The 21,878-nt window shown below is 62.7% G+C and carries 25 protein-coding genes; 18 read left to right on the top strand and 7 right to left on the bottom strand.

Annotated elements, in window-relative coordinates:
* Nucleotides 1-51: 51 nt before the first annotated feature.
* Genes BLT86_RS12665 through BLT86_RS12655 form a run of 3 tightly spaced genes read left to right on the top strand, consistent with a single transcriptional unit; the run spans nucleotide 52 to nucleotide 2,446 of the window.
* A complete protein-coding gene (locus BLT86_RS12665) occupies nucleotides 52-1,425 on the top strand; it encodes a multicopper oxidase family protein (RefSeq protein WP_092380410.1) in 1,374 nt (457 codons plus the stop codon).
* A gap of 55 nt (nucleotides 1,426-1,480) precedes the next feature.
* Nucleotides 1,481-1,957: a tRNA adenosine(34) deaminase TadA gene (gene tadA, locus BLT86_RS12660; protein WP_092377128.1), complete on the top strand. Its 477-nt coding sequence runs from the start codon at nucleotides 1,481-1,483 to the stop codon at nucleotides 1,955-1,957.
* A 33-nt stretch (nucleotides 1,958-1,990) separates the two neighbouring features.
* Nucleotides 1,991-2,446, top strand: a complete 456-nt coding sequence (locus tag BLT86_RS12655; protein WP_092377125.1) for a hypothetical protein — start codon at nucleotides 1,991-1,993, stop codon at nucleotides 2,444-2,446.
* Between the two features lie 4 nt (nucleotides 2,447-2,450).
* On the opposite strand, the gene mltF is transcribed toward BLT86_RS12655, so the two are convergent.
* Nucleotides 2,451-3,917, bottom strand: coding sequence for a membrane-bound lytic murein transglycosylase MltF (gene mltF / locus BLT86_RS12650; RefSeq protein WP_167377323.1), 1,467 nt, complete (start codon nucleotides 3,915-3,917; stop codon nucleotides 2,451-2,453).
* Nucleotides 3,918-4,084: 167 nt separating this feature from the next.
* On the opposite strand from mltF, the gene purL reads away from it, so the two are divergent.
* From purL to BLT86_RS12635, 3 genes are all read left to right on the top strand, one after another.
* Nucleotides 4,085-7,981, top strand: coding sequence for a phosphoribosylformylglycinamidine synthase (gene purL, locus BLT86_RS12645; protein WP_092377119.1), 3,897 nt, complete (start codon nucleotides 4,085-4,087; stop codon nucleotides 7,979-7,981).
* Nucleotides 7,982-8,281: 300 nt separating this feature from the next.
* Nucleotides 8,282-8,551 (top strand): CDGSH iron-sulfur domain-containing protein, encoded by a 270-nt coding sequence (locus tag BLT86_RS12640; protein ID WP_164676935.1) that lies wholly within the window; start codon nucleotides 8,282-8,284, stop codon nucleotides 8,549-8,551.
* A 156-nt stretch (nucleotides 8,552-8,707) separates the two neighbouring features.
* Nucleotides 8,708-9,025 carry a Nif3-like dinuclear metal center hexameric protein gene (locus BLT86_RS12635; RefSeq protein WP_064495709.1) on the top strand — a complete coding sequence of 106 codons (318 nt, stop codon included), beginning with the start codon at nucleotides 8,708-8,710 and terminating at the stop codon, nucleotides 9,023-9,025.
* A 130-nt stretch (nucleotides 9,026-9,155) separates the two neighbouring features.
* Here BLT86_RS12635 and BLT86_RS12630 read toward each other — a convergent pair whose 3' ends face one another.
* Together BLT86_RS12630 and BLT86_RS12625 are read right to left on the bottom strand one after the other, a co-directional pair.
* Nucleotides 9,156-9,659, bottom strand: a complete 504-nt coding sequence (locus BLT86_RS12630) for a L,D-transpeptidase family protein (RefSeq protein WP_092377117.1) — start codon at nucleotides 9,657-9,659, stop codon at nucleotides 9,156-9,158.
* A 17-nt stretch (nucleotides 9,660-9,676) separates the two neighbouring features.
* Nucleotides 9,677-10,231, bottom strand: coding sequence for an NUDIX hydrolase (locus BLT86_RS12625; RefSeq protein ID WP_064495710.1), 555 nt, complete (start codon nucleotides 10,229-10,231; stop codon nucleotides 9,677-9,679).
* Between the two features lie 149 nt (nucleotides 10,232-10,380).
* Here BLT86_RS12625 and BLT86_RS12620 point away from each other — a divergent pair, with 149 nt between their 5' ends.
* Genes BLT86_RS12620 through BLT86_RS12600 form a run of 5 tightly spaced genes read left to right on the top strand, consistent with a single transcriptional unit; the run spans nucleotide 10,381 to nucleotide 13,662 of the window.
* Nucleotides 10,381-10,986 carry a CoA pyrophosphatase gene (locus BLT86_RS12620; protein WP_021488833.1) on the top strand — a complete coding sequence of 202 codons (606 nt, stop codon included), beginning with the start codon at nucleotides 10,381-10,383 and terminating at the stop codon, nucleotides 10,984-10,986.
* Between the two features lie 21 nt (nucleotides 10,987-11,007).
* A complete protein-coding gene (locus tag BLT86_RS12615) occupies nucleotides 11,008-11,535 on the top strand; it encodes a gamma carbonic anhydrase family protein (RefSeq protein ID WP_017675140.1) in 528 nt (175 codons plus the stop codon).
* Nucleotides 11,528-11,728 (top strand): DUF1289 domain-containing protein, encoded by a 201-nt coding sequence (locus tag BLT86_RS12610; RefSeq protein WP_092377114.1) that lies wholly within the window; start codon nucleotides 11,528-11,530, stop codon nucleotides 11,726-11,728. Before BLT86_RS12615 ends, BLT86_RS12610 begins: the two co-directional genes overlap by 8 nt.
* 21 nt (nucleotides 11,729-11,749) lie before the next feature.
* Nucleotides 11,750-12,931, top strand: a complete 1,182-nt coding sequence (purT, locus tag BLT86_RS12605; RefSeq protein ID WP_021488832.1) for a formate-dependent phosphoribosylglycinamide formyltransferase — start codon at nucleotides 11,750-11,752, stop codon at nucleotides 12,929-12,931.
* On the top strand, nucleotides 12,928-13,662 hold the full coding sequence (locus tag BLT86_RS12600; RefSeq protein WP_092377111.1) for an SGNH/GDSL hydrolase family protein: 735 nt from the start codon (nucleotides 12,928-12,930) through the stop codon (nucleotides 13,660-13,662). Before purT ends, BLT86_RS12600 begins: the two co-directional genes overlap by 4 nt.
* On the opposite strand, the gene BLT86_RS12595 is transcribed toward BLT86_RS12600, so the two are convergent.
* Both BLT86_RS12595 and BLT86_RS12590 read right to left on the bottom strand, forming a co-directional pair.
* Complete coding sequence (locus BLT86_RS12595) at nucleotides 13,634-14,920, bottom strand: HlyC/CorC family transporter (RefSeq protein WP_092377109.1); 1,287 nt, start codon at nucleotides 14,918-14,920, stop codon at nucleotides 13,634-13,636. The two genes, BLT86_RS12600 and BLT86_RS12595, sit on opposite strands and share 29 nt — an antisense overlap.
* A gap of 10 nt (nucleotides 14,921-14,930) precedes the next feature.
* The gene (locus tag BLT86_RS12590; RefSeq protein WP_092377105.1) at nucleotides 14,931-15,731 is read right to left on the bottom strand and encodes a cytochrome C assembly family protein; all 801 of its coding nucleotides are present in this window, start codon (nucleotides 15,729-15,731) and stop codon (nucleotides 14,931-14,933) included.
* A 157-nt stretch (nucleotides 15,732-15,888) separates the two neighbouring features.
* On the opposite strand from BLT86_RS12590, the gene ffh reads away from it, so the two are divergent.
* The 7 genes from ffh to xerD all read left to right on the top strand — a co-directional run bounded on the left by ffh (nucleotide 15,889) and on the right by xerD (nucleotide 20,846).
* The gene (gene ffh / locus BLT86_RS12585; RefSeq protein ID WP_017675134.1) at nucleotides 15,889-17,268 is read left to right on the top strand and encodes a signal recognition particle protein; all 1,380 of its coding nucleotides are present in this window, start codon (nucleotides 15,889-15,891) and stop codon (nucleotides 17,266-17,268) included.
* A 141-nt stretch (nucleotides 17,269-17,409) separates the two neighbouring features.
* A complete protein-coding gene (rpsP, locus tag BLT86_RS12580; RefSeq protein WP_003246162.1) occupies nucleotides 17,410-17,661 on the top strand; it encodes a 30S ribosomal protein S16 in 252 nt (83 codons plus the stop codon).
* Nucleotides 17,662-17,669: 8 nt separating this feature from the next.
* On the top strand, nucleotides 17,670-18,206 hold the full coding sequence (gene rimM, locus BLT86_RS12575) for a ribosome maturation factor RimM (RefSeq protein WP_003462707.1): 537 nt from the start codon (nucleotides 17,670-17,672) through the stop codon (nucleotides 18,204-18,206).
* A 5-nt stretch (nucleotides 18,207-18,211) separates the two neighbouring features.
* Complete coding sequence (gene trmD / locus BLT86_RS12570) at nucleotides 18,212-18,955, top strand: tRNA (guanosine(37)-N1)-methyltransferase TrmD (RefSeq protein ID WP_092377102.1); 744 nt, start codon at nucleotides 18,212-18,214, stop codon at nucleotides 18,953-18,955.
* 42 nt (nucleotides 18,956-18,997) lie between these two features.
* On the top strand, nucleotides 18,998-19,348 hold the full coding sequence (gene rplS / locus BLT86_RS12565) for a 50S ribosomal protein L19 (protein WP_045734872.1): 351 nt from the start codon (nucleotides 18,998-19,000) through the stop codon (nucleotides 19,346-19,348).
* A gap of 81 nt (nucleotides 19,349-19,429) precedes the next feature.
* Nucleotides 19,430-19,843, top strand: coding sequence for an acyl-CoA thioesterase (locus BLT86_RS12560; protein ID WP_092377099.1), 414 nt, complete (start codon nucleotides 19,430-19,432; stop codon nucleotides 19,841-19,843).
* Between the two features lie 106 nt (nucleotides 19,844-19,949).
* Nucleotides 19,950-20,846 (top strand): site-specific tyrosine recombinase XerD, encoded by an 897-nt coding sequence (gene xerD / locus BLT86_RS12555; RefSeq protein WP_092377096.1) that lies wholly within the window; start codon nucleotides 19,950-19,952, stop codon nucleotides 20,844-20,846.
* Between the two features lie 85 nt (nucleotides 20,847-20,931).
* Here the strand turns inward: xerD and BLT86_RS12550 are convergent, their stop codons facing one another.
* Nucleotides 20,932-21,192 carry a DUF2790 domain-containing protein gene (locus tag BLT86_RS12550; protein ID WP_092377093.1) on the bottom strand — a complete coding sequence of 87 codons (261 nt, stop codon included), beginning with the start codon at nucleotides 21,190-21,192 and terminating at the stop codon, nucleotides 20,932-20,934.
* 59 nt (nucleotides 21,193-21,251) lie between these two features.
* The gene (locus BLT86_RS12545) at nucleotides 21,252-21,677 is read right to left on the bottom strand and encodes an organic hydroperoxide resistance protein (RefSeq protein WP_092377090.1); all 426 of its coding nucleotides are present in this window, start codon (nucleotides 21,675-21,677) and stop codon (nucleotides 21,252-21,254) included.
* Nucleotides 21,678-21,878 lie beyond the last annotated feature (201 nt).

Below are 21,878 nucleotides of genomic sequence, written 5' to 3'. Positions count from 1 at the left end.
ATGAGAAGATAGTGCGATTGGGTATGCCCCTTGGAAGCGTCGAGGATGAAGATGTCGTTTACCCGTAGACAGGTGCTCGCCGGTCTGGCTGGCCTGGGTGTTGCCGGTCTGGGCGCTGGTGGTGTGCGTTATTGGCTCGGGCGCCCGGAGAATGTGGCGACCCATGACTACGAGCTGATCGCCGCGCCGCTGGATCTTGAGCTGGTGCCGGGACATGTGACGCCGGCCTGGGGCTATGGCGGCCAGGCGCCCGGGTTCGAGTTGCGCTGCCGCCAGGGCGAGCGCCTGCGGGTGCGCTTCATCAACAAGCTGGAGCAGCAGAGCACCATCCACTGGCATGGCATTCGTCTGCCGCTGGAGATGGACGGCGTGCCCTACGTCTCCCAGGCGCCGGTGCTGCCGGGTGAATACTTCGACTACGACTTCATCTGCCATGACGCCGGCAGCTTCTGGTATCACCCGCACACCACCAGCGCCGAGCAACTGGGGCGCGGCCTGGTCGGGCCGCTGATCATCGAGGAGCGTGAGCCGACGGGCTTCCTCCATGAGCGCACGCTAAGCCTGAAGACCTGGCATATCGACGAGCAGGGCGCCTTCACCGACTTTCTAGTGCCGCGTCAGGCAGCGCGCGAGGGAACTCGCGGGCGGCTGACGACCATCAATGGTGAGCCGAATCCAACGCTCGAACTGCCGGAAGGGCAGGTGGTGCGCCTGCGCCTGATCAATGTCGACAATACCATCACCTACCGTCTCAACCTGCCGGGCGGGGAGGCGCGCATCTATGCCCTGGACGGCAATCCGGTGCAGCCGCGGCCGCTGGGTAAGGAATACTGGCTGGGGCCTGGCATGCGCATCGACCTGGCGCTGAAGGTGCCGGCAGCCGGCGAGGAATTGTCGCTACGCAACGGGCCGCTGCGCCTGGCCACCCTGAAAGGTGTCGCCAGTAGCGAAGTCGCAGGCGACTGGCCACCGCCTCTGCCGGCCAACCCCGTCGCCGAACCGGACCTGGCCCGCGCCGAGACGCTGCGTTTCAACTTCGAGTGGGCCGCCGCGCTGGCTTCGCCTGCCGATGAGGCCGCCGGTCGCTACAAGTACTGGCAGATCAACGGCCAGGCCTGGGACATCAATGACAAGACCTGCGCCGATCGTCCGATCGCCACGTTGAAGAAAGACGGCCACTACGTTTTCGTGCTGCGCAACATGGCGCAGTATCAGCATCCGGTCCATCTGCACGGCATGACCTTCAAGGTGCTGAGCTCGGACCGGCGCAAGATCATTCCATATTTCACCGACACCTATCTGCTGGGCAAGAACGAGACCGCGCGCATCGCCTTCGTTGCCGATAATCCTGGTGTGTGGATGTTCCATTGCCACGTGATCGACCATATGGAAACGGGGCTGATGGCGGCCATCGAAGTGGTGTAGGGTAGGCGCCGTTTTCAGGTCCGCCTGGCAGGCGGTCACCCTTCGGATTGATGCAATGAAACGACCGCAGATCATCGACCGCTCGCGTGACGAGCACTTCATGCGCCTGGCGCTGGCGCAGGCACGCCTGGGCGCGGAGCAGGGCGAGGTGCCGGTCGGCGCCGTGCTGGTGCAGGATGGCGAAGTGGTCGGGCAGGGCTTCAACTGCCCGATTCTGCGTCACGACCCCAGCGCCCATGCCGAGATGGTGGCGATCCGCGCGGCAGCGGAAAGTGTGCAGAACTATCGACTGCCAGGCAGCACTCTCTACGTCACGCTGGAGCCCTGCAGCATGTGCGCGGGTTTGATCGTGCATGCACGCATCGCTCGTGTGGTTTACGCCGCCAGCGAGCCGCGTGCGGGAGTGGCGATCAGTCAGGGGCAATTCTTCGACCAGGGCTTTCTCAACCACCGCGTGCGGGTGGAGGGTGGCTTGCTGGCCGAGGAGAGCGGGGCGCTGCTGAAAGATTTCTTCAAGGCTCGGCGAGGCTGAGCGTTATTACAGGGAATGAGCATGAATAAACGGATGTTGAGTCTTCTGGCGCTCCTGGCGGCGCCTGCGTTCGCTGGTCAGTCAGAGGTGTATCTGGTCGCCAGCGTGCAGTTGGGCGGCTCCAACCTGGCGCAGAGCATTTTTCTGCACGAGCCGCAGATCACCACGCTCGAAGAGTGTCAGGAGGCCGTGCGTATCGGTCAGCGTGATCGCGACTGGCAGCGTTATCACCACATCTTCATGCGTGATCGTTTTCAGGGCTTTACCGGGCATCTGGACTATCGCTGCGTGTTCAGCACCCAGCGCTTCAGCGCCTGGAACGACCGTGCGCGTTACAACCATCCCTATCTGATCAGCATCGACGAGCAGGCCAATCTGCAGGTCGAGCGGATATCGAGTCAGGCGCAGTGCGCCACGCGCCTCAAAGGCTTGCCACAGGCGCGGCAGGCGATCAGCCGCTGTGCGGTGGGGAGTCAGAGTTTGCTCTGACCGCTCAGAGCGGCGGGGTTTCTTCTTCGGGCTTGCGCTTGTCGATGCCGGGCAGGTGAATACCGCTCTCGGCCACTTGCGTGCCTTCCAGCTGCGGCTGGGTGACCCAGGTGAGAATGTCGTAGTAACGACGGATGTTGCGCACGAAGTGCACCGGCTCGCCGCCGCGCGCATAGCCGTAGCGGGTCTTGCTGTACCACTGCTTTTGCGCCAGACGCGGCAGGATCTTCTGCACATCGGCCCACTTGTTCGGGTCCAGCCCTTCGGCTTCGGTCAGCTTGCGCGCGTCTTCTAGGTGGCCACCGCCGACGTTGTAGGCGGCCAGGGCGAACCAGGTGCGATCCGGCTCGACGATGCCTTCCGGCAGTTGCTGGTGAACCTGGATGAAGTAGCGGGCACCGCCGTCGATGCTCTGTTTAGGGTCGAGACGGTTGGAGACACCGACCGACTGGGCGGTGCGCTGGGTCAGCATCATCAGGCCGCGTACGCCAGTCTTGGACGTGGCGTTGGGTTGCCACAGCGACTCCTGATAGCCCATGGCGGCGAGCAGGCGCCAGTCGACCTGATTGGCGTGACCGGCCTGGCGGAACATCTTCTCGTAGCGCGGCAGGCGCTGCTGCAGGTGCTGCGCGAAGGTGTAAGCACCGACATAGCCGAGCACGTCGACATGGCCGTAGTAGCGTTCCTTCAGGCGCTGCAGGGTGCCGTTAGCCTCCGAGCGTTCGAGGAAGGCGTCGATCTCCACCAGCAGGCTGTCATCCTCGCCAGCGGCTACCGCCCAGCGCATGGTGTTGGTGTCGCCCAGGTCGAAGGCCACCCGCACATTGGGAAAGTACACCTGGTTCATCGCCAGCTCGTTGGAGTCGACCAGGGTCAGGTCGATCTGTCCTTCATCGACCATGCGCAGCAGGTCGACCACCTCGACGGCGTCGGATACCTCGAACTCCAGCTCCGGCTGTTCCAGCTTGAGGGCGGCCAGCTGTTCGGCATGGCTGCTGCCGGCCAGCACCAGAATGCGTTTGCCGACCAGGTCTTCGGGTTTGGTCGGCCGGCTCTCGCCCTGGCGGTAGATGACCTGTGGCGTGACTTCCAGATAGGGAATCGAGAAGCGTGCCTGGCGCTGGCGCTGTGGCGTATCCACCAGGCCGGCGGCAGCCATGACCGGGCCGTTGGCGAGGTCGAGGCTGGAAAACAGACTGTCGAGGTTGTCTGCGGTTTCGATCTTCAGTTCCAGGCCGAGATCGGTGGCGAAGCGCTTGGCCAGTTCATATTCGAAACCGGTGGCGCCGTTGCGGTCCTGGAAGTAGGTGGCGGGGCTGTTACGAGTGACCACGCGCAGCTCACCCTCCGCCTTTGCCTGCTCGAGTACGCTGGGCTTGGGGTCTTCGCCACAGCCAGCAAGCATCAGGAGGGTTCCAATCGCCAACAGCCCTGTGGCGCAACGCATGCGTATCGCAGGTCGTGCAAACATCGGCGCAGTATACGCAAAGCGCAGGCGGTGCCATATCTCGACAGCGCTTCGCTTCTCTGCTAGTACGCGTTCGTCCTTTAAGCGCCAGGCTACAGGTGCCGCGGGCCAACGCTTTAGGGTAGAATGCCCGGCCTCCAGCACACCCCTTCCCAGAGGCTGTTCCGACGATGTTGATTCTGCGCGGCGCTCCCGCCCTTTCCGCTTTCCGCCACGGCAAATTGCTTGAGCAACTGACCAGCAAGGTGCCGGCCGTGACCGGGCTGTACGCCGAGTTCGCGCATTTCGCCGATGTGACGGGCGTACTCAACGCCGATGAAGAACAAGTGCTGGCGCGGCTGCTCAAGTACGGCCCGAGCGTGCCGGTGCAGGAGCCCAGCGGCAAACTGTTCCTGACCATTCCGCGTTTCGGCACCATTTCGCCCTGGTCGAGCAAGGCCAGCGACATCGCCCGTAACTGCGGCCTGGCCAAGGTCCAGCGCCTGGAGCGCGGTATCGCCTATTACGTCAGCGGCGAACTGAGCGAAGCCGACAGCGCTGCCGTCGCCGCCCTGCTGCATGACCGCATGACCCAGCTGGTGCTGAGCGCCCTTGAGGACGCTGCCGCGCTGTTCAGCCATGCCGAGCCCAAGCCGCTGACCGCCGTGGACGTGCTCGGTGGTGGCCGTGCCGCGCTGGAGCAGGCCAACCAGGATCTGGGCCTGGCCCTGGCCGAGGACGAAATCGACTACCTGGTGAAGAGCTTTAATGACCTGGGGCGCAATCCGCACGACATCGAACTGATGATGTTCGCCCAGGCCAACTCCGAGCACTGCCGCCACAAGATCTTCAATGCCAGTTGGGACATCGACGGCGAGAGCCAGGACAAGTCGCTGTTCGGCATGATCAAGAACACCTACCAGATGCATAGCGAAGGCGTGCTGAGCGCCTACAAGGACAACGCCTCGGTCATCGAAGGCTTCACCGCCGGGCGTTTCTTCCCCAATCCGGACACCCGCGAGTACGGTGCGAGCGTCGAGCCGGTGCATATCCTGATGAAGGTGGAGACGCACAACCACCCGACCGCCATTGCACCGTTCCCGGGCGCCTCCACCGGCTCCGGTGGTGAGATTCGTGACGAAGGCGCTACCGGCCGTGGCGCCAAACCGAAGGCCGGCCTGACTGGTTTCTCGGTCTCCAACCTGAATATCCCCGATTTCCTCCAGCCCTGGGAAAAGCCCTACGGCAAGCCCGAGCGCATCGTCAGCGCGCTGGACATCATGATCGAAGGCCCGCTGGGCGGCGCCGCGTTCAACAACGAGTTCGGTCGTCCGGCACTCAATGGCTACTTCCGTACCTTCGAGCAGGCTGTCAGCAGCCCGCGCGGTGAGGAAGTGCGTGGCTACCACAAGCCGATCATGCTCGCCGGCGGTCTCGGCAACATCCGCGAGAACCACGTACAGAAGGGCGAGATCTCGGTCGGCGCCAAGCTGATCGTGCTCGGCGGCCCGGCCATGCTCATCGGCCTGGGCGGCGGCGCCGCCTCGTCGATGGCCACCGGTGCCAGCTCGGCCGATCTGGATTTTGCCTCGGTGCAGCGCGAGAACCCGGAAATGGAACGCCGTTGCCAGGAGGTCATCGACCGCTGCTGGCAGCTGGGCGAGGCCAACCCGATCAAGTTCATCCACGACGTCGGCGCCGGTGGTATCTCCAATGCCCTGCCGGAACTGATCAACGACGGCGGTCGCGGTGGCCGTTTCGAGCTGCGTAACGTGCCCAACGATGAGCCGGGTATGGCTCCGCACGAAATCTGGTGCAACGAGTCGCAGGAGCGTTACGTCCTGTCCGTCGATGCGGCCGACTTCGAGCGTTTCAAGGCCATCTGCGAGCGTGAGCGCTGCCCGTTCGCTGTAGTCGGCGAGGCCACTGCAGAGCCGCACCTGACAGTGACCGACAGCCACTTTAGCAACACCCCGGTGGACATGCCGTTGGAAGTGCTGCTGGGCAAACCGCCGCGCATGCACCGCAGTGTCAGCCGCGAAGCCGAGCAGGGCGATGATTTCAGCGCCGCCAGCGTCGATATCGAAGAAGCCCTGGGTCGTGTGCTGCATCACCCGGCCGTGGCCAGCAAGAGCTTCCTGATCACCATCGGCGACCGCACCATCACCGGTCTGGTTGCTCGCGACCAGATGGTCGGTCCGTGGCAGGTGCCGGTGGCCGACTGCGCCGTTACCGCCACCAGCTTCGACGTCTACACCGGTGAAGCCATGGCCATGGGCGAGCGCACGCCGCTGGCGCTGCTCGACGCACCGGCTTCCGGGCGCATGGCGGTGGGTGAGACCGTTACCAACCTGGCCGCTGCACGCATCGAGAAAATCTCCGACATCAAACTGTCGGCCAACTGGATGGCGGCTGCCGGCCACCCGGGCGAAGACGCCCGCCTGTATGACACCGTCAAGGCTGTCGGCATGGAGCTGTGCCCGGCGCTGGGCATTACCATTCCGGTGGGCAAGGACTCCATGTCCATGAAAACCCGCTGGCAGGATGAAGGCGTCGACAAGAGCGTGACCGCGCCGTTGTCGCTGGTGATCACCGGCTTCGCTCCGGTGCAGGACATCCGTCAGACCCTGACCCCGCAACTGCGCATGGACAAGGGCGAGACCGACCTGATCCTGATCGACCTTGGCCGTGGTCAGAACCGCATGGGCGCCTCGATCCTGGCGCAGGTCTATGCGCAGATCGGCCAGCAGGTGCCGGACCTCGACGACGCCGAAGACCTCAAGGCCTTCTTCGCCGTGATCCAGGGACTGAATGCCGACGGCCACCTGCTGGCTTACCACGACCGTTCCGACGGCGGTCTGCTGACCACCGTGCTGGAAATGGCCTTCGCTGGTCATTGCGGTCTGTCGCTGAACCTCGACGCGCTGGCTGATGACAGCTCCGAGCTGCCAGCGGTGCTGTTCAACGAAGAGCTGGGTGCGGTGATCCAGGTGCGCCAGGACGCCACTCCGGAAGTGCTGGCGCAGTTCAGCGCCGCCGGTCTGGACGACTGCGTGGCCGTGATTGGCCAGGCCGTGAACAACGGCGAGGTCAGCATCAGCTTCAATGGCGAACCGGTGTTCGCCGGTGAGCGCCGTCTGCTGCAGCGTCAGTGGGCCGAGACCAGCTACCGCATCCAGCGTCTGCGCGATAATGCGCAGGGCGCGGATCAGGAGTTCGACCTGCTGTTGGAAGAAGACAATCCCGGCCTGTCGGTCAAGCTCGGCTTCGACGTCAACCAGGACATCGCTGCGCCTTACATCAAGAAGGGCGTACGTCCGCAGGTGGCGATCCTGCGTGAGCAGGGCGTCAACGGCCAGGTGGAAATGGCTGCCGCGTTCGACCGCGCCGGTTTCTCCGCCATCGACGTGCATATGAGTGACATCCTCGCCGGTCGCGTCAGCCTGGAAGAGTTCAAAGGCCTGGTGGCTTGCGGCGGCTTCTCCTACGGCGACGTACTCGGCGCCGGTGAAGGTTGGGCCAAGTCGGTGCTGTTCAACGCTCGCGCCCGCGATGCCTTCCAAGGCTTCTTCGAACGTCGCGACAGCTTCGCCCTCGGCGTGTGCAACGGCTGCCAGATGATGAGCAACCTGCATGAGCTGATCCCTGGCACCGAGTTCTGGCCGCACTTCGTGCGCAACCGCTCCGAGCAGTTCGAAGCGCGCGTGGCCATGGTGCAGATCCAGGAGTCGGCATCGATCTTCCTGCAGGGCATGGCCGGTTCGCGCATGCCGATCGCCATCGCCCACGGCGAGGGTCATGCCGAGTTCGAAAGCGAGGAGGCGCTGCTGGAGGCCGACTTGTCCGGTACCGTGGCCCTGCGTTACGTGGACAACCACGGCAAGGTCACCGAAGCCTACCCGGCCAACCCTAACGGTTCGCCGCGTGGCATCACCGGCCTGACCAGCCGCGACGGTCGCGTGACCATCATGATGCCGCACCCGGAACGGGTGTTCCGCGCCGTACAGAACTCCTGGCGCCCGGACGAGTGGCAGGAAGACGGCGGCTGGATGCGCATGTTCCGCAACGCCCGAGTGTGGGTGGACTAAAAGCGGCCGCGTAGCGGCCTTCTGATGACCCTCTCCCATTTATGGGGCGAAGAGGCGCGCTTTGGAAGCACTGCTTCCTGCGCCGATGAGCGCCTGATCGCGAAGCGATCAGGCCGGGGCGCGGAGCGGGGTGCCCGAAGGGCGGGAGAGGGCGTTATGGCCAATATCGAACCCTCTCCCCAGCCCTCTCCCATAAATGGTAGAGGGAGCTGATCGTGGAGTCCGTAGCCCGGATGCAATCCGGGGCAGTTTCCATCACACCACTAACCCGGATTTCATCCGGGCTACATAGGCCCAGCCATGGCCGATGATCCTCTCCCCATCCTCCCCGAAGTTCGCCTGGTCAAACCCGGTGAAACCCATCGCCTATGCCGCTGCGGGCACTCCGCAGAAGTGCCCAACTGCACACCCGACTGTCAGCAGTCTCTGGAGTTGCGCCCCGAGCGTGAGCAGCGTCTGCTGTTGTGCCGCTGTAGCCGATCCGCAAGCCTGCCCTACTGCGATGGCAGTCACAGCCCGCCGGCCACCGGTCTGGCCGACAAATGGCGGCGCTTTTTCAGCGGTCGCTGAGAACGCCACGCCCGTCGCCTGAGTCGAAAGCAGCGAATCGTTTTAATGCTGCGTATGGAATTGTGCGGGCGATCTCAAGACAACTCCATGGCGAAATGACATCATATTGGTGTCATGGCTTGTCTGTTGTTCGGTTGCCCATCTGCGGAGAACTTGATGTACAAACTGTGTTTCTACGTGCCGGAAGCCCATCTGGAGCCGGTGAAAAAGGCGGTGTTTGCAGCCGGCGGCGGGCGCATCGGGCTTTACGACAACTGCTGCTGGCAGGTGTTGGGCCAAGGTCAGTTCCGCGCCCTGGACGGTAGCCAGCCGTTTATCGGTCAGGTCGGCAGCATCGAGCAGGTTGTCGAGTGGAAGGTGGAAATGGTCGTCGCCGACGAGTTGATCCACGATGCCGTGAAGGCACTGAAGAAGAGTCATCCCTACGAAACGCCGGCTTTCGACGTCTGGCGTTTGTCCGATCTGCAGTTCTGAATCGCTTCAGATAACCCCTTCAACGCAGCCCCTCGTAGGAGCCCCGCCTCGGGGCGAAGCTTTTCGCCTCAGCGCGGCACGGGTTCGCTCCTACAGGTTGGGTGCGTCGGCACCTGTCTCGATGTTTGGCTCAGGGCCTGATTTCGATCAGCGTTCCATCCTTGACCAGGCTCCATACCTCGCGCATGTCGTCGTTCTTCATGGCGATGCAGCCTTCTGTCCAGTCCAGGGTGTGGAAGAACCACTCCGGGTATTCCTCATCCAGCGGCGTGCCGTGGATCATGATCATGCTGCCCGGTGGCACCCCGGCTTCCTTGGCCTTGGCCAGGTCGCGAGCGTTGGGGTAGGAGATATGCAGCGACAGCTGGTACTTGTCGCTCGGCTTGCGCCAATCGATCCAGTAGAAGCCTTCCGGCGTGCGTAGGTCGCCTTCGCGTTGCTTGGCGCCATTGGGCTGTTTGCCCAGCGAAATGCGGTACGACTTGATGGTCTCGCCGCGTTGCTGCAGATGCAGTTTGCGCTCCGACTTGAGCACCAGCACCTTGTCCACGGTGCGGCTGCTGGTCGCTGGCGTGGCGCTGGCCAGGGCGTTGAAGCTGAGAGTCAGGCAAAGCAGGGGAAACAACCAACGCATCGGGAACATCCGCAGGGTCAACGGGGTGTGTAATGGGCACGCAGCGCTTCGAGTGGCTCATTGCGTACCGGAAAGAGATTCTGCCGACGGTCGGCGAAGAAGCATTCTAAGGTACGGCCTATGGTCGGGAAAGCCAGCTCTGACCAGGGGATTTCGCTTTCTGCAAACAGTCGCACCTCCAGGCTCTCTTCGCCTACGGCGAAATCCAGATCGACCAGCTCGGCGCGAAACATCATGTACACCTGGCTGATATGCGGCAGGTCGAACAGGGTATAGAGGCTAAGATCGCGCACGCGGGCGCAGGCCTCTTCCAGGGTTTCGCGGGCGGCGGCCTGCTCGATGGTCTCGCCGTTTTCCATGAAGCCTGCAGGTAATGTCCAATAGCCACGGCGTGGCTCGATGGCGCGTCGGCACAGCAGCACCTGGTCACGCCATACGGGCAGGCAGCCGGCGACGATGCGCGGGTTTTCGTAATGCACGGTGGCGCAGTGAGCGCAGACATGGCGCATGCGGTTGTCGCCGGCCGGGATCATGCGGGTCACGGGGTTGCCGCACTGGCTGCAGAATTTCATGCCCGTTCCTCTTTGTCTGGGACTATCTTGGCGGCCTGCGTCTTGGCCGGCAAGCCTGGCATCGAGGTCGGCTTGTCCTGTCGCCGGGGTTGGGCGGCCGGCTGCTTTCATGCCATGATGCCTGGCAAAACAAGACTCCGAGTATGCCCATGCTGGACGAGTTGCTCCATCGTGTGCGCGGCTACAGCCCGCGTCCTCTGGAGACCGAGCGCAGCTTCCCCGAGGCGGCCGTGCTGGTCCCGATTACCCGCAGTGATGAACCTGAGCTGGTGTTGACTCTGCGCGCCAGCGGTTTGTCGACCCACGGCGGCGAGGTTGCCTTTCCTGGTGGCCGGCGCGACCCTGAAGATCGCGATCTGGTGGATACCGCGCTGCGTGAGGCCGAGGAGGAGATCGGTCTGCCGCCGGGACTGGTCGAGGTGGTCGGGCCGCTCAGCAGCCTGGTGTCGCGACACGGCATTCAGGTCACGCCCTACGTCGGGTTGGTGCCTGATTACGTCGAATACAAGGCCAATGATGCGGAGATTGCCTCGGTATTTTCGGTGCCGCTGGAGTTCTTCCGCAGCGACCCGCGCGAAGTGACCCATCGTATCGACTACCTCGGGCAGAGCTGGTATGTGCCGTCCTACACCTATGGCGAATACCGCATCTGGGGCCTGACCGCGATCATGGTGGTGGAGCTGGTCAACCTGATCTTCGACGATGCGCAGATCGCCCTGCACCAGCCACCCGAACACTTCATACACCTGCGCTGATAGCGCCGAGGACTGACGAGCATGAAATACCGCCTGGGAAGCTCCCGTGTCGACGCCCATCCCGAGAGCTGGGTCGCGCCAAGCGCCGATCTGATCGGCAAGGTTCGCCTGGAGGCCGGTGCCAGCGTCTGGTTCGGTGCCGTGCTGCGCGGCGATAATGAACTGATCCATATCGGCGAGAACAGCAATGTGCAGGACGGCAGCGTCATGCATACCGACATGGGTTTTCCGCTGACCCTGGGCAAGGGCGTCACCGTCGGCCACAACGTGATGATGCACGGCTGCACGGTGGATGATTACAGCCTGATCGGCATCAACGCGGTGATCCTCAACGGCGCCAAGATCGGCAAGTACTGCATCATCGGCGCCAACAGCCTGATCCCCGAGGGCAAGGTGATCCCCGATGGCAGCCTGGTCATGGGCAGCCCCGGCAAGGTGGTGCGCGAACTGACCGAGGCGCAGAAGAAGATGCTGGAGGCCAGTGCCGCTCATTACGTTCATAATGCGCAGCGCTATTCTCGTGACCTGGTACCTGATGACGATGAATGATGTAGAAAAGCCGGTGCGTTCGCCCTGCGTGCATGTCTGCGCGCTGGACGAGCAGGATGTCTGCATCGGTTGTCAGCGCACCGTCGCCGAAATCACCCGCTGGGGCCGCATGGACAATGCCGAGCGCCGTGAGGTGCTGCAACTTTGCCTGGAGCGCGCCCGCGCTTCGGGTCTGCTAATGACTTCTTCCTGATTCACTGTTCGAGGAACACTCATGCCCCGTATTGGAACCCCTCTGTCGTCCTCCGCGACCCGTGTGCTGCTGTGTGGCTGCGGCGAGCTCGGCAAGGAAGTGGTGATCGAGTTGCAGCGCCTGGGCTGCGAAGTCATCGGTGTCGACCGTTACGCCAATGCGCCGGCCATGCAGGTGGCACATCGTAGCCACGTCATCGACATGCTCGATGGCGCAGCGTTGCGTGCAGTGATCGAGAAGGAGCAGCCGCACTACATCGTCCCGGAAATTGAAGCCATCGCCACTGCCACCCTGGTCGAGCTGGAGGCCGAAGGCTTCAACGTGGTGCCGACCGCGCGTGCCGCGCAACTGACCATGAACCGCGAAGGCATTCGTCGTCTGGCGGCCGAGGAGCTGGGCCTGCCCACCTCGCCGTACCATTTCTCCGACACCTTCGAGGACTACGCCGCAGCGGTGAAGTCCGTCGGCTACCCCTGCGTGGTCAAGCCGATCATGAGCTCTTCCGGCAAGGGCCAGAGCGTGCTCAAGAGCGACGCCGACCTGCAGCGCGCCTGGGACTACGCCCAGGAAGGAGGGCGTGCCGGCAAGGGGCGGGTGATCGTCGAGGGCTTCATCGACTTCGACTACGAAATCACCCTGCTCACCGTACGTCATGTCGGTGGCACCAGCTTCTGCGCGCCGATTGGTCACCGCCAGGAGAATGGTGACTATCAGGAGTCGTGGCAGCCGCAGCCGATGAGCCCGAAGGCGCTGGCCGAGTCCGAGCGCGTGGCGCTGGCGGTGACCGAGGCGCTGGGCGGACGTGGCCTGTTCGGCGTCGAGCTGTTCGTCAAGGGCGACCAGGTATGGTTCAGCGAAGTCTCGCCGCGCCCGCACGACACCGGCCTGGTGACGCTGATCTCCCAAGAGCTGTCCGAGTTCGCCCTGCATGCCCGCGCCATTCTCGGCCTGCCGATTCCAGTGATCCGCCAGATGGGGCCGTCGGCGTCGGCGGTGATTCTGGTGGAGGGCAATTCGCAGCAGGCCAGCTTCGCCAACCTTGGCGCCGCGCTGAGCGAGCAAGACACGGCGCTGCGCCTGTTCGGCAAACCCGAAGTCAAAGGCCAGCGCCGCATGGGTGTGGCCCTGGCGCGTGACGAGTCCATCGAGGCTGCTCGCGCCAAGGCGCTGCGCAGCGCGCAAGCGGTTCGCGTCCAGTTGTGAGTCGGCATGCGCTGTGGTGGCTGGCGACCGTGCCACTGCTGCCATTGGCGCTGCCTCTGGCCCTGCACACCCGGCGCACGGCATTGCGTCTGCCGGTTGCGCAGGGCGAGCCAAGCGGCACCGCTGCCGCGCATTTACCGGGTGAGCCGTTACGCCTGCTGCTGATCGGTGAGTCGACCGTGGCGGGCGTTGGTGTCACGCACTTCGATCAGTCCCTGGCGAATTGTCTGGCAGTCGCCCTGGCCGAGCGCCTGGGGCGGCCGGTGCGCTGGCGCGCCTGTGGCGAGAATGGCATCACCGCCTCCGAGGCGCATGAATGCCTGTTGCCGCTGGCATTGGCGGAGCCGGCCGACCTGGCGCTGCTGGTATTCGGCGTCAATGACACCACGCACCTCACCCCGAGCAAGCGCTGGCTGCAGGCGCTCGCCGCGATGGCAGATGTATTGGGCGAGCGGGGCTGTCGCGTGGTGTTCAGCGGCGTGCCGCCGTTGCAGCATTTCAGCGCCTTGCCGTGGTTGTTGCGGCAGTTGATGGGCTGGCGGGCCAGCTTGCTGGATCGTGAGTTGCAGAGTCTGGCGCAGCGGCTGGGCGTGCTGCACTGCGTGCTGGACATGCCGTTCGAGGCGCATTATCTGGCCGAGGATGGCTATCACCCGTCGGCATTGGGCTATCGGCAATGGGCTGCAGGCCTGGCCGAACGCCTCACTCCGGAGCTGCTTCGTCCGCTTTGACCTTTGCCACCTGCCAGACGCGCACGCTCTTCACCCGGTTCTCCGCTGCCTGGAGAATCTCCAGGCGATAGGGGCCGATCTTCAGGCAGACGCTGCTGTCCGGGATGCTCTCCAGGGCTTCGGTGATCAGGCCGTTGAGGGTCTTGGGGCCGTCGCTGGGCAGATGCCAGCCGAGGGTCTTGTTCACTTCGCGAATGTAGGCGGCGCCGTCGATGACCAGGGTGCCATCTTCCTGCGGGTGGATATCGGGGCTGCGCAGGCTGTCCTGGTTGCTGAAGTCACCGACGATCTCTTCGAGAATATCTTCCAGAGTGACGATGCCTATCACGTCGCCATATTCGTCGACGACGATGCCGATGCGCCGCTTGTGCTTCTGGAAGTTGATCAGCTGGGTCGCCAGGGGCGTGTTTTCCGGGATGAAATAAGGCTCGTTGCAGGCTGCCAGCAACGCGTCCTTGGTCAGCTGGTTGTGGCTCAGCAGGCGGGCGATCTGGCGCATGTGCACCACGCCTTCGATCTGGTTGATGTCGCCACGAAACACCGGCAGGCGCGTGTGCGAGGTGCTACGTAACTGACCGATGATGATTTCCAGGTCGTCGTCGAGGTCGATGCCGGTCACTTCGTTACGCGGGATCATGATGTCGTCGACCGTGACCCGTTCGAGGTCGAGGATGCTCAGCAGCATGCTCTGGCGGTTCGTCGGCAGTTCTGAGCCGGACTCACGCACCACGCTGCGCAGCTCCTCGGTGGAAAGACTGTCGCTGGCGCGCTGCGACGGATCGATGCCGAGCAGGCGCAGCAGACCGTTGCTGATCACGCTGGTCAGCCACACCACCGGGTAGAGTACGCGCAGCAGCAGGCTGAGCAGGCGACTGGCGGGGAAGGCCACCAGTTCCGGGCGCAGTGCAGCCAGGGTCTTGGGCGTGATTTCGCCGAAGATCAGCACGATGATGGTCAGGCCTGCCGTGGCAATGGCGATACCGGCTTCACCCCACATGTCCACCGCCAGCACCGTGGCGATGGAGGCGGCGAGAATGTTGACCACGTTGTTGCCGACCAGGATGGTGCCGAGCAGGCGATCCGGGCGATCCAGCAGGCGAATGACGCGCTTGGCGCCGCTGTGCCCTTCCTTGGCCAGGTGCTTGAGCCGGTAGCGGTTGAGGCTGAGCATGCCGGTCTCGGAGCTGGAGAAGAACGCCGAGCAGAGAATGAGGAAAATCAGCAGGCCGAGCAGGTAGCTCGAATGTAGGTCGTCCACGAGGTCTGCCTCAGATGTGCAGGATGAATTCGCGTACCAGCTTGCTGCCGAAATAGGCCAGCATCAGCAGGCAGAACCCGGCGAGGGTCCAGCGAATGGCCTTGTGGCCGCGCCAGCCGAGCTGGTGACGCCCCCACAGCAGCACAGCGAAAACCACCCAGGCGAAGCAGGAAAGAATGGTCTTGTGTGCCAGGTGCTGAGCGAACAGGTCGTCGATGTACAGCGCGCCGGACAGCAGCGACAACGACAAGAGCAGCCAGCCGGCGAAGAGGAAGCCGAACAGCAGGCTCTCCATGGTCTGCAGCGGTGGAAAGTTGCGGATCAGCCCGGACGGGTGCTTGTGCTTGAGCTGATGGTCCTGCAGCAGCAACAGGATCGACTGGAACACGGCGATGGTGAGCATGCCGTAGGCCAGGATCGAGAGCAGGATATGGGCGAGGATGCCAGGGTGCTCGTTGATCGGATTGATGGTGCCGCTGGGCATGAACTGCGCTGCCAGTACGGTCAGCGTGCCGAGCGGGAACAGGAGTAGCAGCAGGTTTTCCACCGGTATGCGCAGGCAGGCCAACAGAATCAGGCCGATGACCGCGCAGGCGATCAGGCTGGCCGCATTGAAAAAGTCCAGGTTGAGGCCGTGTACGTCATACAGCTGGAAGAACAGGCTGACGACATGCAGGCACAAGGCGAGCGCACCAAGCGACGCCAGCAGGCGTTTGTCGGGGATGCTGCGCTGCGTAAGGCGCAGTCCTTGGTAAGCGGCGGCGCCAGCGTAGAGGAGTGCGGCGGCGAGGCTGGGCAACAGAGGGTGCATAAATCCGTGTAAGGCGAGCCCGAAAGGCGCTGAGTGTGGCACAGAAGGGCGTCAGCACGAAAGACTGCCGGCGGTGTCGGCAGCTCGGCGACTTCGCTATAATCCGCCGCCTGTCGCACACCCGGCGCGCCGGGTCGCACCTATCAAAGGAACGCGCATGTTCGAAAATCTTACCGATCGCCTGTCCCAGACGCTGCGTAATGTCACGGGCAAGGCCAAGCTGACCGAAGACAACATCAAGGATACGCTGCGCGAAGTGCGCATGGCCCTGCTCGAGGCCGACGTGGCTCTGCCGGTGGTCAAGGACTTCGTCGGCAAGGTCAAGGATCGCGCCGTCGGCACCGAAGTCTCCAAGAGCCTGACGCCGGGCCAGGCTTTCGTGAAGATCGTCCGCGCCGAGCTCGAAGAGCTGATGGGCGCGGCCAACGAAGACCTGTCGCTCAATGCGGCTCCACCTGCCGTGGTGCTGATGGCCGGCCTGCAGGGCGCGGGCAAGACCACCACCGCTGGCAAGCTGGCCAAGTTCCTCAAGGAGCGCAAGAAGAAGTCGGTGCTGCTGGTGTCGGCTGACGTCTATCGCCCGGCGGCGATCAAGCAGCTGGAAACCCTGGCGGGCGATCTCGGGGTGACCTTCTTCCCCTCCGATGCCAGCCAGAAGCCGGTGGATATCGCCAACGCAGCGATTCGCGAAGCCAAGCTGAAGTTCATCGATGTGGTCATCCTCGATACCGCCGGTCGCCTGGCCGTTGATGCCGAGATGATGGCCGAGATCCAGGCGCTGCACGCAGCCGTCAAACCGGTCGAAACGCTGTTCGTGGTCGACGCCATGACCGGCCAGGACGCCGCTAACACCGCCAAGGCGTTCGGCGAGGCGTTGCCGCTGACCGGTGTAGTGCTGACCAAGGTCGACGGTGATGCGCGTGGTGGCGCTGCCTTGTCCGTGCGCCACATCACCGGCAAGCCGATCAAGTTCATCGGTATGGGTGAGAAGAGCGACGCGCTCGAGCCCTTCCACCCGGACCGTATCGCCTCGCGCATTCTCGGCATGGGCGATGTGCTCAGCCTGATCGAGCAGGCCGAGCAGACCCTCGATCGCGAGAAGGCCGAGAAACTCACCAAGAAGCTGAAGAAGGGCAAGGGCTTCGATCTCGAAGACTTCCGTGATCAGCTGCAGCAGATGAAGAACATGGGCGGCCTCGGCGGCCTGATGGACAAGCTGCCGTCCATCGGTGGCGTCAACCTGTCGCAGATGGGCAGCGCTCAGGGCGCAGCCGAGAAGCAGTTCAAGCAGATGGAGGCGATCATCAACTCGATGACGCCGGCCGAGCGCCGCGATCCCGACATCATCAGCGGCTCGCGCAAGCGCCGCATCGCTATGGGCTCCGGTACCCAGGTGCAGGACATCGGTCGCTTGATCAAGCAGCACAAGCAGATGCAGAAGATGATGAAGAAATTCACCGCCAAGGGCGGTATGGCCAAGATGATGCGCGGTATGGGTGGCATGCTTCCAGGTGCCGGCGGAATGCCGAAATTCTGAGGCCTGTACCCCGGCCGATGGCCGTCCGGAAAAAGAGATTTGCAAACCGCCGCATAATCCTTAAAATATGCGGCCTTTCGGGCCTAGGCCCATTTTTAATGTGTGCCTCAAGTTAGCACCGACTACAGGAACGATGTTCACATGGTAACCATCCGTCTTGCTCGTGGCGGCTCCAAAAAGCGCCCCTTCTACCACCTGACCGTGACCAACAGCCGCAATGCGCGCGATGGTCGTTTCGTTGAGCGTATCGGTTTCTTCAACCCGATCGCTGCTGGTGGCGAAGTGCGTCTTTCCGTCGACCAAGAGCGTGCGACCTACTGGCTGGGCCAGGGCGCTCAGCCGTCTGAGCGTGTTGCTCAGCTGCTCAAGGAAGCTGCCAAGGCTGCTGCCTAAGCACCTTTATGAGTACGACGCCGGCCGTCGCCGAGGATTTGATCGTTCTCGGCAAGATTGTTTCGGTGCACGGCGTCAAGGGTGAAGTGAAGGTGTACTCCTTTACCGATCCCATCGATAACGTGCTCGATTACCGCAACTGGACGCTCAAGCGTGACGGTGAGGTAAAGAAAGTGGAACTGGCCAGCGGCCGCCTTCAGGGCAAGGTGCTGGTAGCCAAGTTGAAAGGTCTGGATGATCGCGAAATTGCGCGTACCTACGCCGGTTTCGAGATCTGCGTGCCGCGTAGCGAGCTGCCAGAGCTGGAAGATGGTGAGTTCTACTGGTACCAGTTACAGGGCTTGAAGGTCATTGATCAGGCAGAGCAACTGCTCGGTGTGGTCGACCACTTGTTCGAGACCGGTGCCAACGATGTGATGGTGGTCAAGCCCTGCGCGGGCAGTCTGGATGATCGCGAGCGTCTGTTGCCCTACACGGGGCAGTGCGTGCTTTCGATTGACCTGGCAGCTGGCGAGATGCGGGTCGACTGGGATGCGGATTTCTAAGGCTCATGCGCGTAGAAGTCATCACCCTGTTCCCGGAAATGTTTGCCGCCATCGGCGAGTACGGCATCACCAGTCGAGCGGTCAAGCAGGAGCTGCTAAAGCTCAATTGCTGGAACCCGCGAGACTACACGACTGATCGTCACCACACGGTGGATGACCGCCCTTTCGGCGGTGGTCCGGGAATGGTGATGAAAATCAAGCCTCTCGAGGATGCCTTGGCCAGTGCCAAGCAAGCCGCGGGAGAGACGGCGAAGGTGATCTACCTATCGCCGCAGGGCCGTAGCCTGAATCAGGCGGCGGTCCGCGAGCTGGCGCAGGAGGATGCACTGATCCTGATCGCCGGTCGTTATGAAGGCATCGACGAGCGTTTCATTGAGGCGCATGTCGATGAGGAATGGTCGATTGGTGATTACGTCCTGTCTGGCGGTGAGCTGCCGGCCATGGTGCTGATCGACGCGGTGACGCGCCTTTTGCCTGGTGCATTGGGTCATGCCGATTCGGCCGAGGAGGACTCCTTTACGGATGGCCTGCTCGACTGCCCGCACTACACCCGCCCGGAGGTGTATGCGGATAAACGTGTTCCCGAAGTGTTGCTTAGTGGCAACCACGAACACATCCGGCGCTGGCGTTTGCAGCAGTCCCTTGGTCGGACCTGGGAACGTCGCGCTGATCTTCTGGATAGCCGCTCGCTTTCTGGAGAAGAGAAGAAGCTGCTGGAGGAATACATCCGCCAGCGGGACGATAGTTAACGTATCGATGATGGGCCGGGAGGCTTGTCTTAGGAGCGCAGCATGACCAACAAGATTATCCAGATGCTCGAAGCTGAGCAGATGAACAAAGAAATCCCGACTTTCGCACCGGGCGACACCGTAGTCGTACAAGTGAAAGTAAAGGAAGGCGACCGTCAGCGTCTGCAGGCCTTTGAAGGCGTCGTTATCGCCAAGCGTAACCGCGGCCTGAACAGCGCCTTCACCGTGCGCAAGATTTCCAGCGGTGTTGGCGTTGAGCGTACCTTCCAGACCTACAGCCCGCTGGTTGACAGCCTGGCAGTCAAGCGTCGCGGTGACGTGCGCAAAGCCAAGCTGTACTACCTCCGCGATCTGTCCGGCAAAGCCGCACGCATCAAGGAAAAGCTGTCCTAAGTTCGGACGCTTCTCTGACAAAAGCAGCCTAAGGGCTGCTTTTGTCGTTTCTGGCTTGCAGTAATCATGAGTGGCAGTGAGATGACCCCGAGAGAGCAAGAGATCCAGCGACGCATCGCGCTGTCGGAAACCCGCGTGACCAAGGCGGTGTTTCCGCCGACCACCAATCATCACAACACCCTCTTCGGCGGCACCGCGCTGGCCTGGATGGACGAAGTGTCGTTCATCGCTGCTACGCGGTTCTGCCGTCTGCCGCTGGTCACCGTTTCCAGCGATCGCATCGATTTCAAACACGCGATACCGGCGGGCTCCATCGTCGAGTTGGTTGGGCGGGTGATCAAGGTGGGCAATACCAGCCTCAAGGTGGAAGTCGAAGTATTCGTCGAGGGGCTGTATCAGGAAGGGCGCGAGCGGGCGATCAGCGGCAGTTTCAGCTTTGTCGCCGTCGATGATCAGCAGAAGCCGGTGCCGGTACTGCCGGGATTCTCTAGCTAGCCATTTGCCGGCCGTGGGCGAGGGCCGCTGATCGTCAGGCCGGTCTACTGGTGCGTCGGGTGTTGGCTGTGGAACACTTGCCTACCCTGTAATTGAAGGTCAATCGATGCCTGCGCTGACTCACCCTCTGATCGAGCGCTTTCTCGAAGCGTTATGGTTGGAAAAAGGGCTTTCCGCCCATACTCAGGCCGCCTATCGCAGTGATCTTGAGCATTTCAATGGCTGGCTCGATGGGCGTGGCCTGGCGCTGCAGCATATCGGTCGCGACGCCATTCTCGATCACCTGGCCTGGCGTCTCGAGCAGGGCTATCAGGCGCGCTCCACGGCGCGCTTTCTCTCCGGTGTGCGCGGCTTCTACCGTTTTTTACTGCGTGAGACGCTGATCAACGAAGACCCGACGCTGCAGATCGAGTTGCCGCAGATCGGCCGGCCGCTGCCCAAGTCATTGTCCGAAGCGGATGTCGAAGCGCTGCTGCAGGCACCGGATCTGGATGACCCCATCGGTCTGCGTGATCGCGCCATGCTCGAGGTGCTCTACGCCTGCGGTTTGCGTGTCAGTGAGCTAGTGGGGCTGACGCTGGAGCAGGTCAATCTGCGCCAGGGGGTACTGCGGGTGTTCGGTAAGGGCAGCAAGGAGCGCCTGGTGCCGCTGGGTGAAGAGGCCATCGCCTGGATCGAGCGCTACATGCGCGAAGCACGCCCGCTGTTGTTGGGTGGTAAACCCAGCGATGTGCTGTTTCCCAGTCTGCGCGGCGAACAGATGACCCGGCAGACCTTCTGGCATCGCATCAAGCATCAGGCGCAGGTTGCGGGTATCAGCAAGGCGTTGTCACCGCACACGCTGCGCCACGCCTTCGCCACGCATTTGCTCAATCACGGTGCCGACCTGCGTGTGGTGCAAATGCTGCTGGGGCATAGCGACCTGTCTACCACGCAGATCTATACCCATATCGCGCGTGCCCGCCTGCAGGAGCTGCATGCGCAGCACCATCCGCGCGGTTGAGTATTCATGAACGAAACCCCGTCACCGTTGCCGGTGGCGGGGTTTGTTTTTTCAGTTGTCTCGCCCGGCGAGCGGGTCGTGATCATCAGCTCTGGCTGGTGCAGGCGCTGGAGAGCTGTTCGTAGCCGAGCACTTCCACGTCACCCGCGCTGTTGCGGTAGGTCATCGTTGCCGTGACCACTTCGCACTGCGGGGTGTTAGGCACGTCGATGGAAATCACTTTGACGATATCCAGGTTCTGGCCGTAGCGGTAGGGCGTGGCCTCGGCGCTGTGGGCGAGGGTGGTGAGTGACGCGCTGAGGGCGATGGCGGTCAGTGCGGTGGCGAACAGGGTGCGGGTTTTCATGGTGGTTCTCCTCTTGGCACCGCGCTCGGGCTCTGGCCGCGAGCGCTGGCTGCTATCTGTCAGATGATGGTCAAAGTGACGTCGATGTTTCCGCGGGTGGCATTGGAGTACGGGCAGACGATGTGCGCGCGATCCACCAGGGTTTGTGCGGCTTCCGGGGCCAGGCCAGGCAGGCTGATGCGCAGTTCCACTTCGATGCCGAAGCCGGTGGGGATGGCGCCGATGCCGACGGTGCCTTCGATGAAGGTGTCAGCCGGGATGCTCAGCTTGTCGCGGGCGGCGACGAATTTCAGGGCGCCGAGGAAGCAGGCGGAATAGCCGGCAGCGAACAGCTGCTCCGGGTTGGTGCCGCTACCGCCGGCGCCGCCGAGTTCTTTCGGGGTGGTCAGGGCGATGTCGAGGATGCCGTCGGAGGACACAGCGCGGCCTTCACGGCCACCAAAGGCTTCAGCGGTTGCACGGTAGAGAACGTTTTCGATAGTCATGGCATTGATCCTTGTCGGTGAGTTAGGGATGGATTGGCTTGCTAACATTTTGTGCGCTAACCGTTTCCATGAGGTGAACCATATTGTGCAAAACATTAGTGCGCAAGATAAATACATGGAAGATTTAGCTATACCACCTTGCGCTTATTGGCATAAGCGCGGCGCGGGTCGATGTTTGCTCTGGCGCTCGTCGCGGATATT

The sequence above is a fragment of the Pseudomonas sihuiensis genome, assembly GCF_900106015.1.
In the GTDB taxonomy this organism is placed as follows: Bacteria; Pseudomonadota; Gammaproteobacteria; order Pseudomonadales; family Pseudomonadaceae; genus Aquipseudomonas; species Aquipseudomonas sihuiensis.
The sequence above is the reverse complement of the archived record's forward strand: the minus strand, read 5'-3'. Positions and strand labels throughout refer to the sequence as shown.

What these genes read in the sequence shown, in the direction of transcription:
- BLT86_RS12665 (WP_092380410.1), top strand. Translation starts at nt 52, where the DNA reads ATGTCGTTTACCCGTAGACAGGTGCTCGCCGGTCTGGCTGGCCTGGGT.
- tadA (WP_092377128.1), top strand. Translation starts at nt 1,481, where the DNA reads ATGAAACGACCGCAGATCATCGACCGCTCGCGTGACGAGCACTTCATG.
- BLT86_RS12655 (WP_092377125.1), top strand. Translation starts at nt 1,991, where the DNA reads ATGTTGAGTCTTCTGGCGCTCCTGGCGGCGCCTGCGTTCGCTGGTCAG.
- mltF (WP_167377323.1), bottom strand. Translation starts at nt 3,917, where the DNA reads ATGTTTGCACGACCTGCGATACGCATGCGTTGCGCCACAGGGCTGTTG.
- purL (WP_092377119.1), top strand. Translation starts at nt 4,085, where the DNA reads ATGTTGATTCTGCGCGGCGCTCCCGCCCTTTCCGCTTTCCGCCACGGC.
- BLT86_RS12640 (WP_164676935.1), top strand. Translation starts at nt 8,282, where the DNA reads ATGGCCGATGATCCTCTCCCCATCCTCCCCGAAGTTCGCCTGGTCAAA.
- BLT86_RS12635 (WP_064495709.1), top strand. Translation starts at nt 8,708, where the DNA reads ATGTACAAACTGTGTTTCTACGTGCCGGAAGCCCATCTGGAGCCGGTG.
- BLT86_RS12630 (WP_092377117.1), bottom strand. Translation starts at nt 9,659, where the DNA reads ATGCGTTGGTTGTTTCCCCTGCTTTGCCTGACTCTCAGCTTCAACGCC.
- BLT86_RS12625 (WP_064495710.1), bottom strand. Translation starts at nt 10,231, where the DNA reads ATGAAATTCTGCAGCCAGTGCGGCAACCCCGTGACCCGCATGATCCCG.
- BLT86_RS12620 (WP_021488833.1), top strand. Translation starts at nt 10,381, where the DNA reads ATGCTGGACGAGTTGCTCCATCGTGTGCGCGGCTACAGCCCGCGTCCT.
- BLT86_RS12615 (WP_017675140.1), top strand. Translation starts at nt 11,008, where the DNA reads ATGAAATACCGCCTGGGAAGCTCCCGTGTCGACGCCCATCCCGAGAGC.
- BLT86_RS12610 (WP_092377114.1), top strand. Translation starts at nt 11,528, where the DNA reads ATGAATGATGTAGAAAAGCCGGTGCGTTCGCCCTGCGTGCATGTCTGC.
- purT (WP_021488832.1), top strand. Translation starts at nt 11,750, where the DNA reads ATGCCCCGTATTGGAACCCCTCTGTCGTCCTCCGCGACCCGTGTGCTG.
- BLT86_RS12590 (WP_092377105.1), bottom strand. Translation starts at nt 15,731, where the DNA reads ATGCACCCTCTGTTGCCCAGCCTCGCCGCCGCACTCCTCTACGCTGGC.
- ffh (WP_017675134.1), top strand. Translation starts at nt 15,889, where the DNA reads ATGTTCGAAAATCTTACCGATCGCCTGTCCCAGACGCTGCGTAATGTC.
- rpsP (WP_003246162.1), top strand. Translation starts at nt 17,410, where the DNA reads ATGGTAACCATCCGTCTTGCTCGTGGCGGCTCCAAAAAGCGCCCCTTC.
- rimM (WP_003462707.1), top strand. Translation starts at nt 17,670, where the DNA reads ATGAGTACGACGCCGGCCGTCGCCGAGGATTTGATCGTTCTCGGCAAG.
- trmD (WP_092377102.1), top strand. Translation starts at nt 18,212, where the DNA reads ATGCGCGTAGAAGTCATCACCCTGTTCCCGGAAATGTTTGCCGCCATC.
- rplS (WP_045734872.1), top strand. Translation starts at nt 18,998, where the DNA reads ATGACCAACAAGATTATCCAGATGCTCGAAGCTGAGCAGATGAACAAA.
- BLT86_RS12560 (WP_092377099.1), top strand. Translation starts at nt 19,430, where the DNA reads ATGACCCCGAGAGAGCAAGAGATCCAGCGACGCATCGCGCTGTCGGAA.
- xerD (WP_092377096.1), top strand. Translation starts at nt 19,950, where the DNA reads ATGCCTGCGCTGACTCACCCTCTGATCGAGCGCTTTCTCGAAGCGTTA.
- BLT86_RS12550 (WP_092377093.1), bottom strand. Translation starts at nt 21,192, where the DNA reads ATGAAAACCCGCACCCTGTTCGCCACCGCACTGACCGCCATCGCCCTC.
- BLT86_RS12545 (WP_092377090.1), bottom strand. Translation starts at nt 21,677, where the DNA reads ATGACTATCGAAAACGTTCTCTACCGTGCAACCGCTGAAGCCTTTGGT.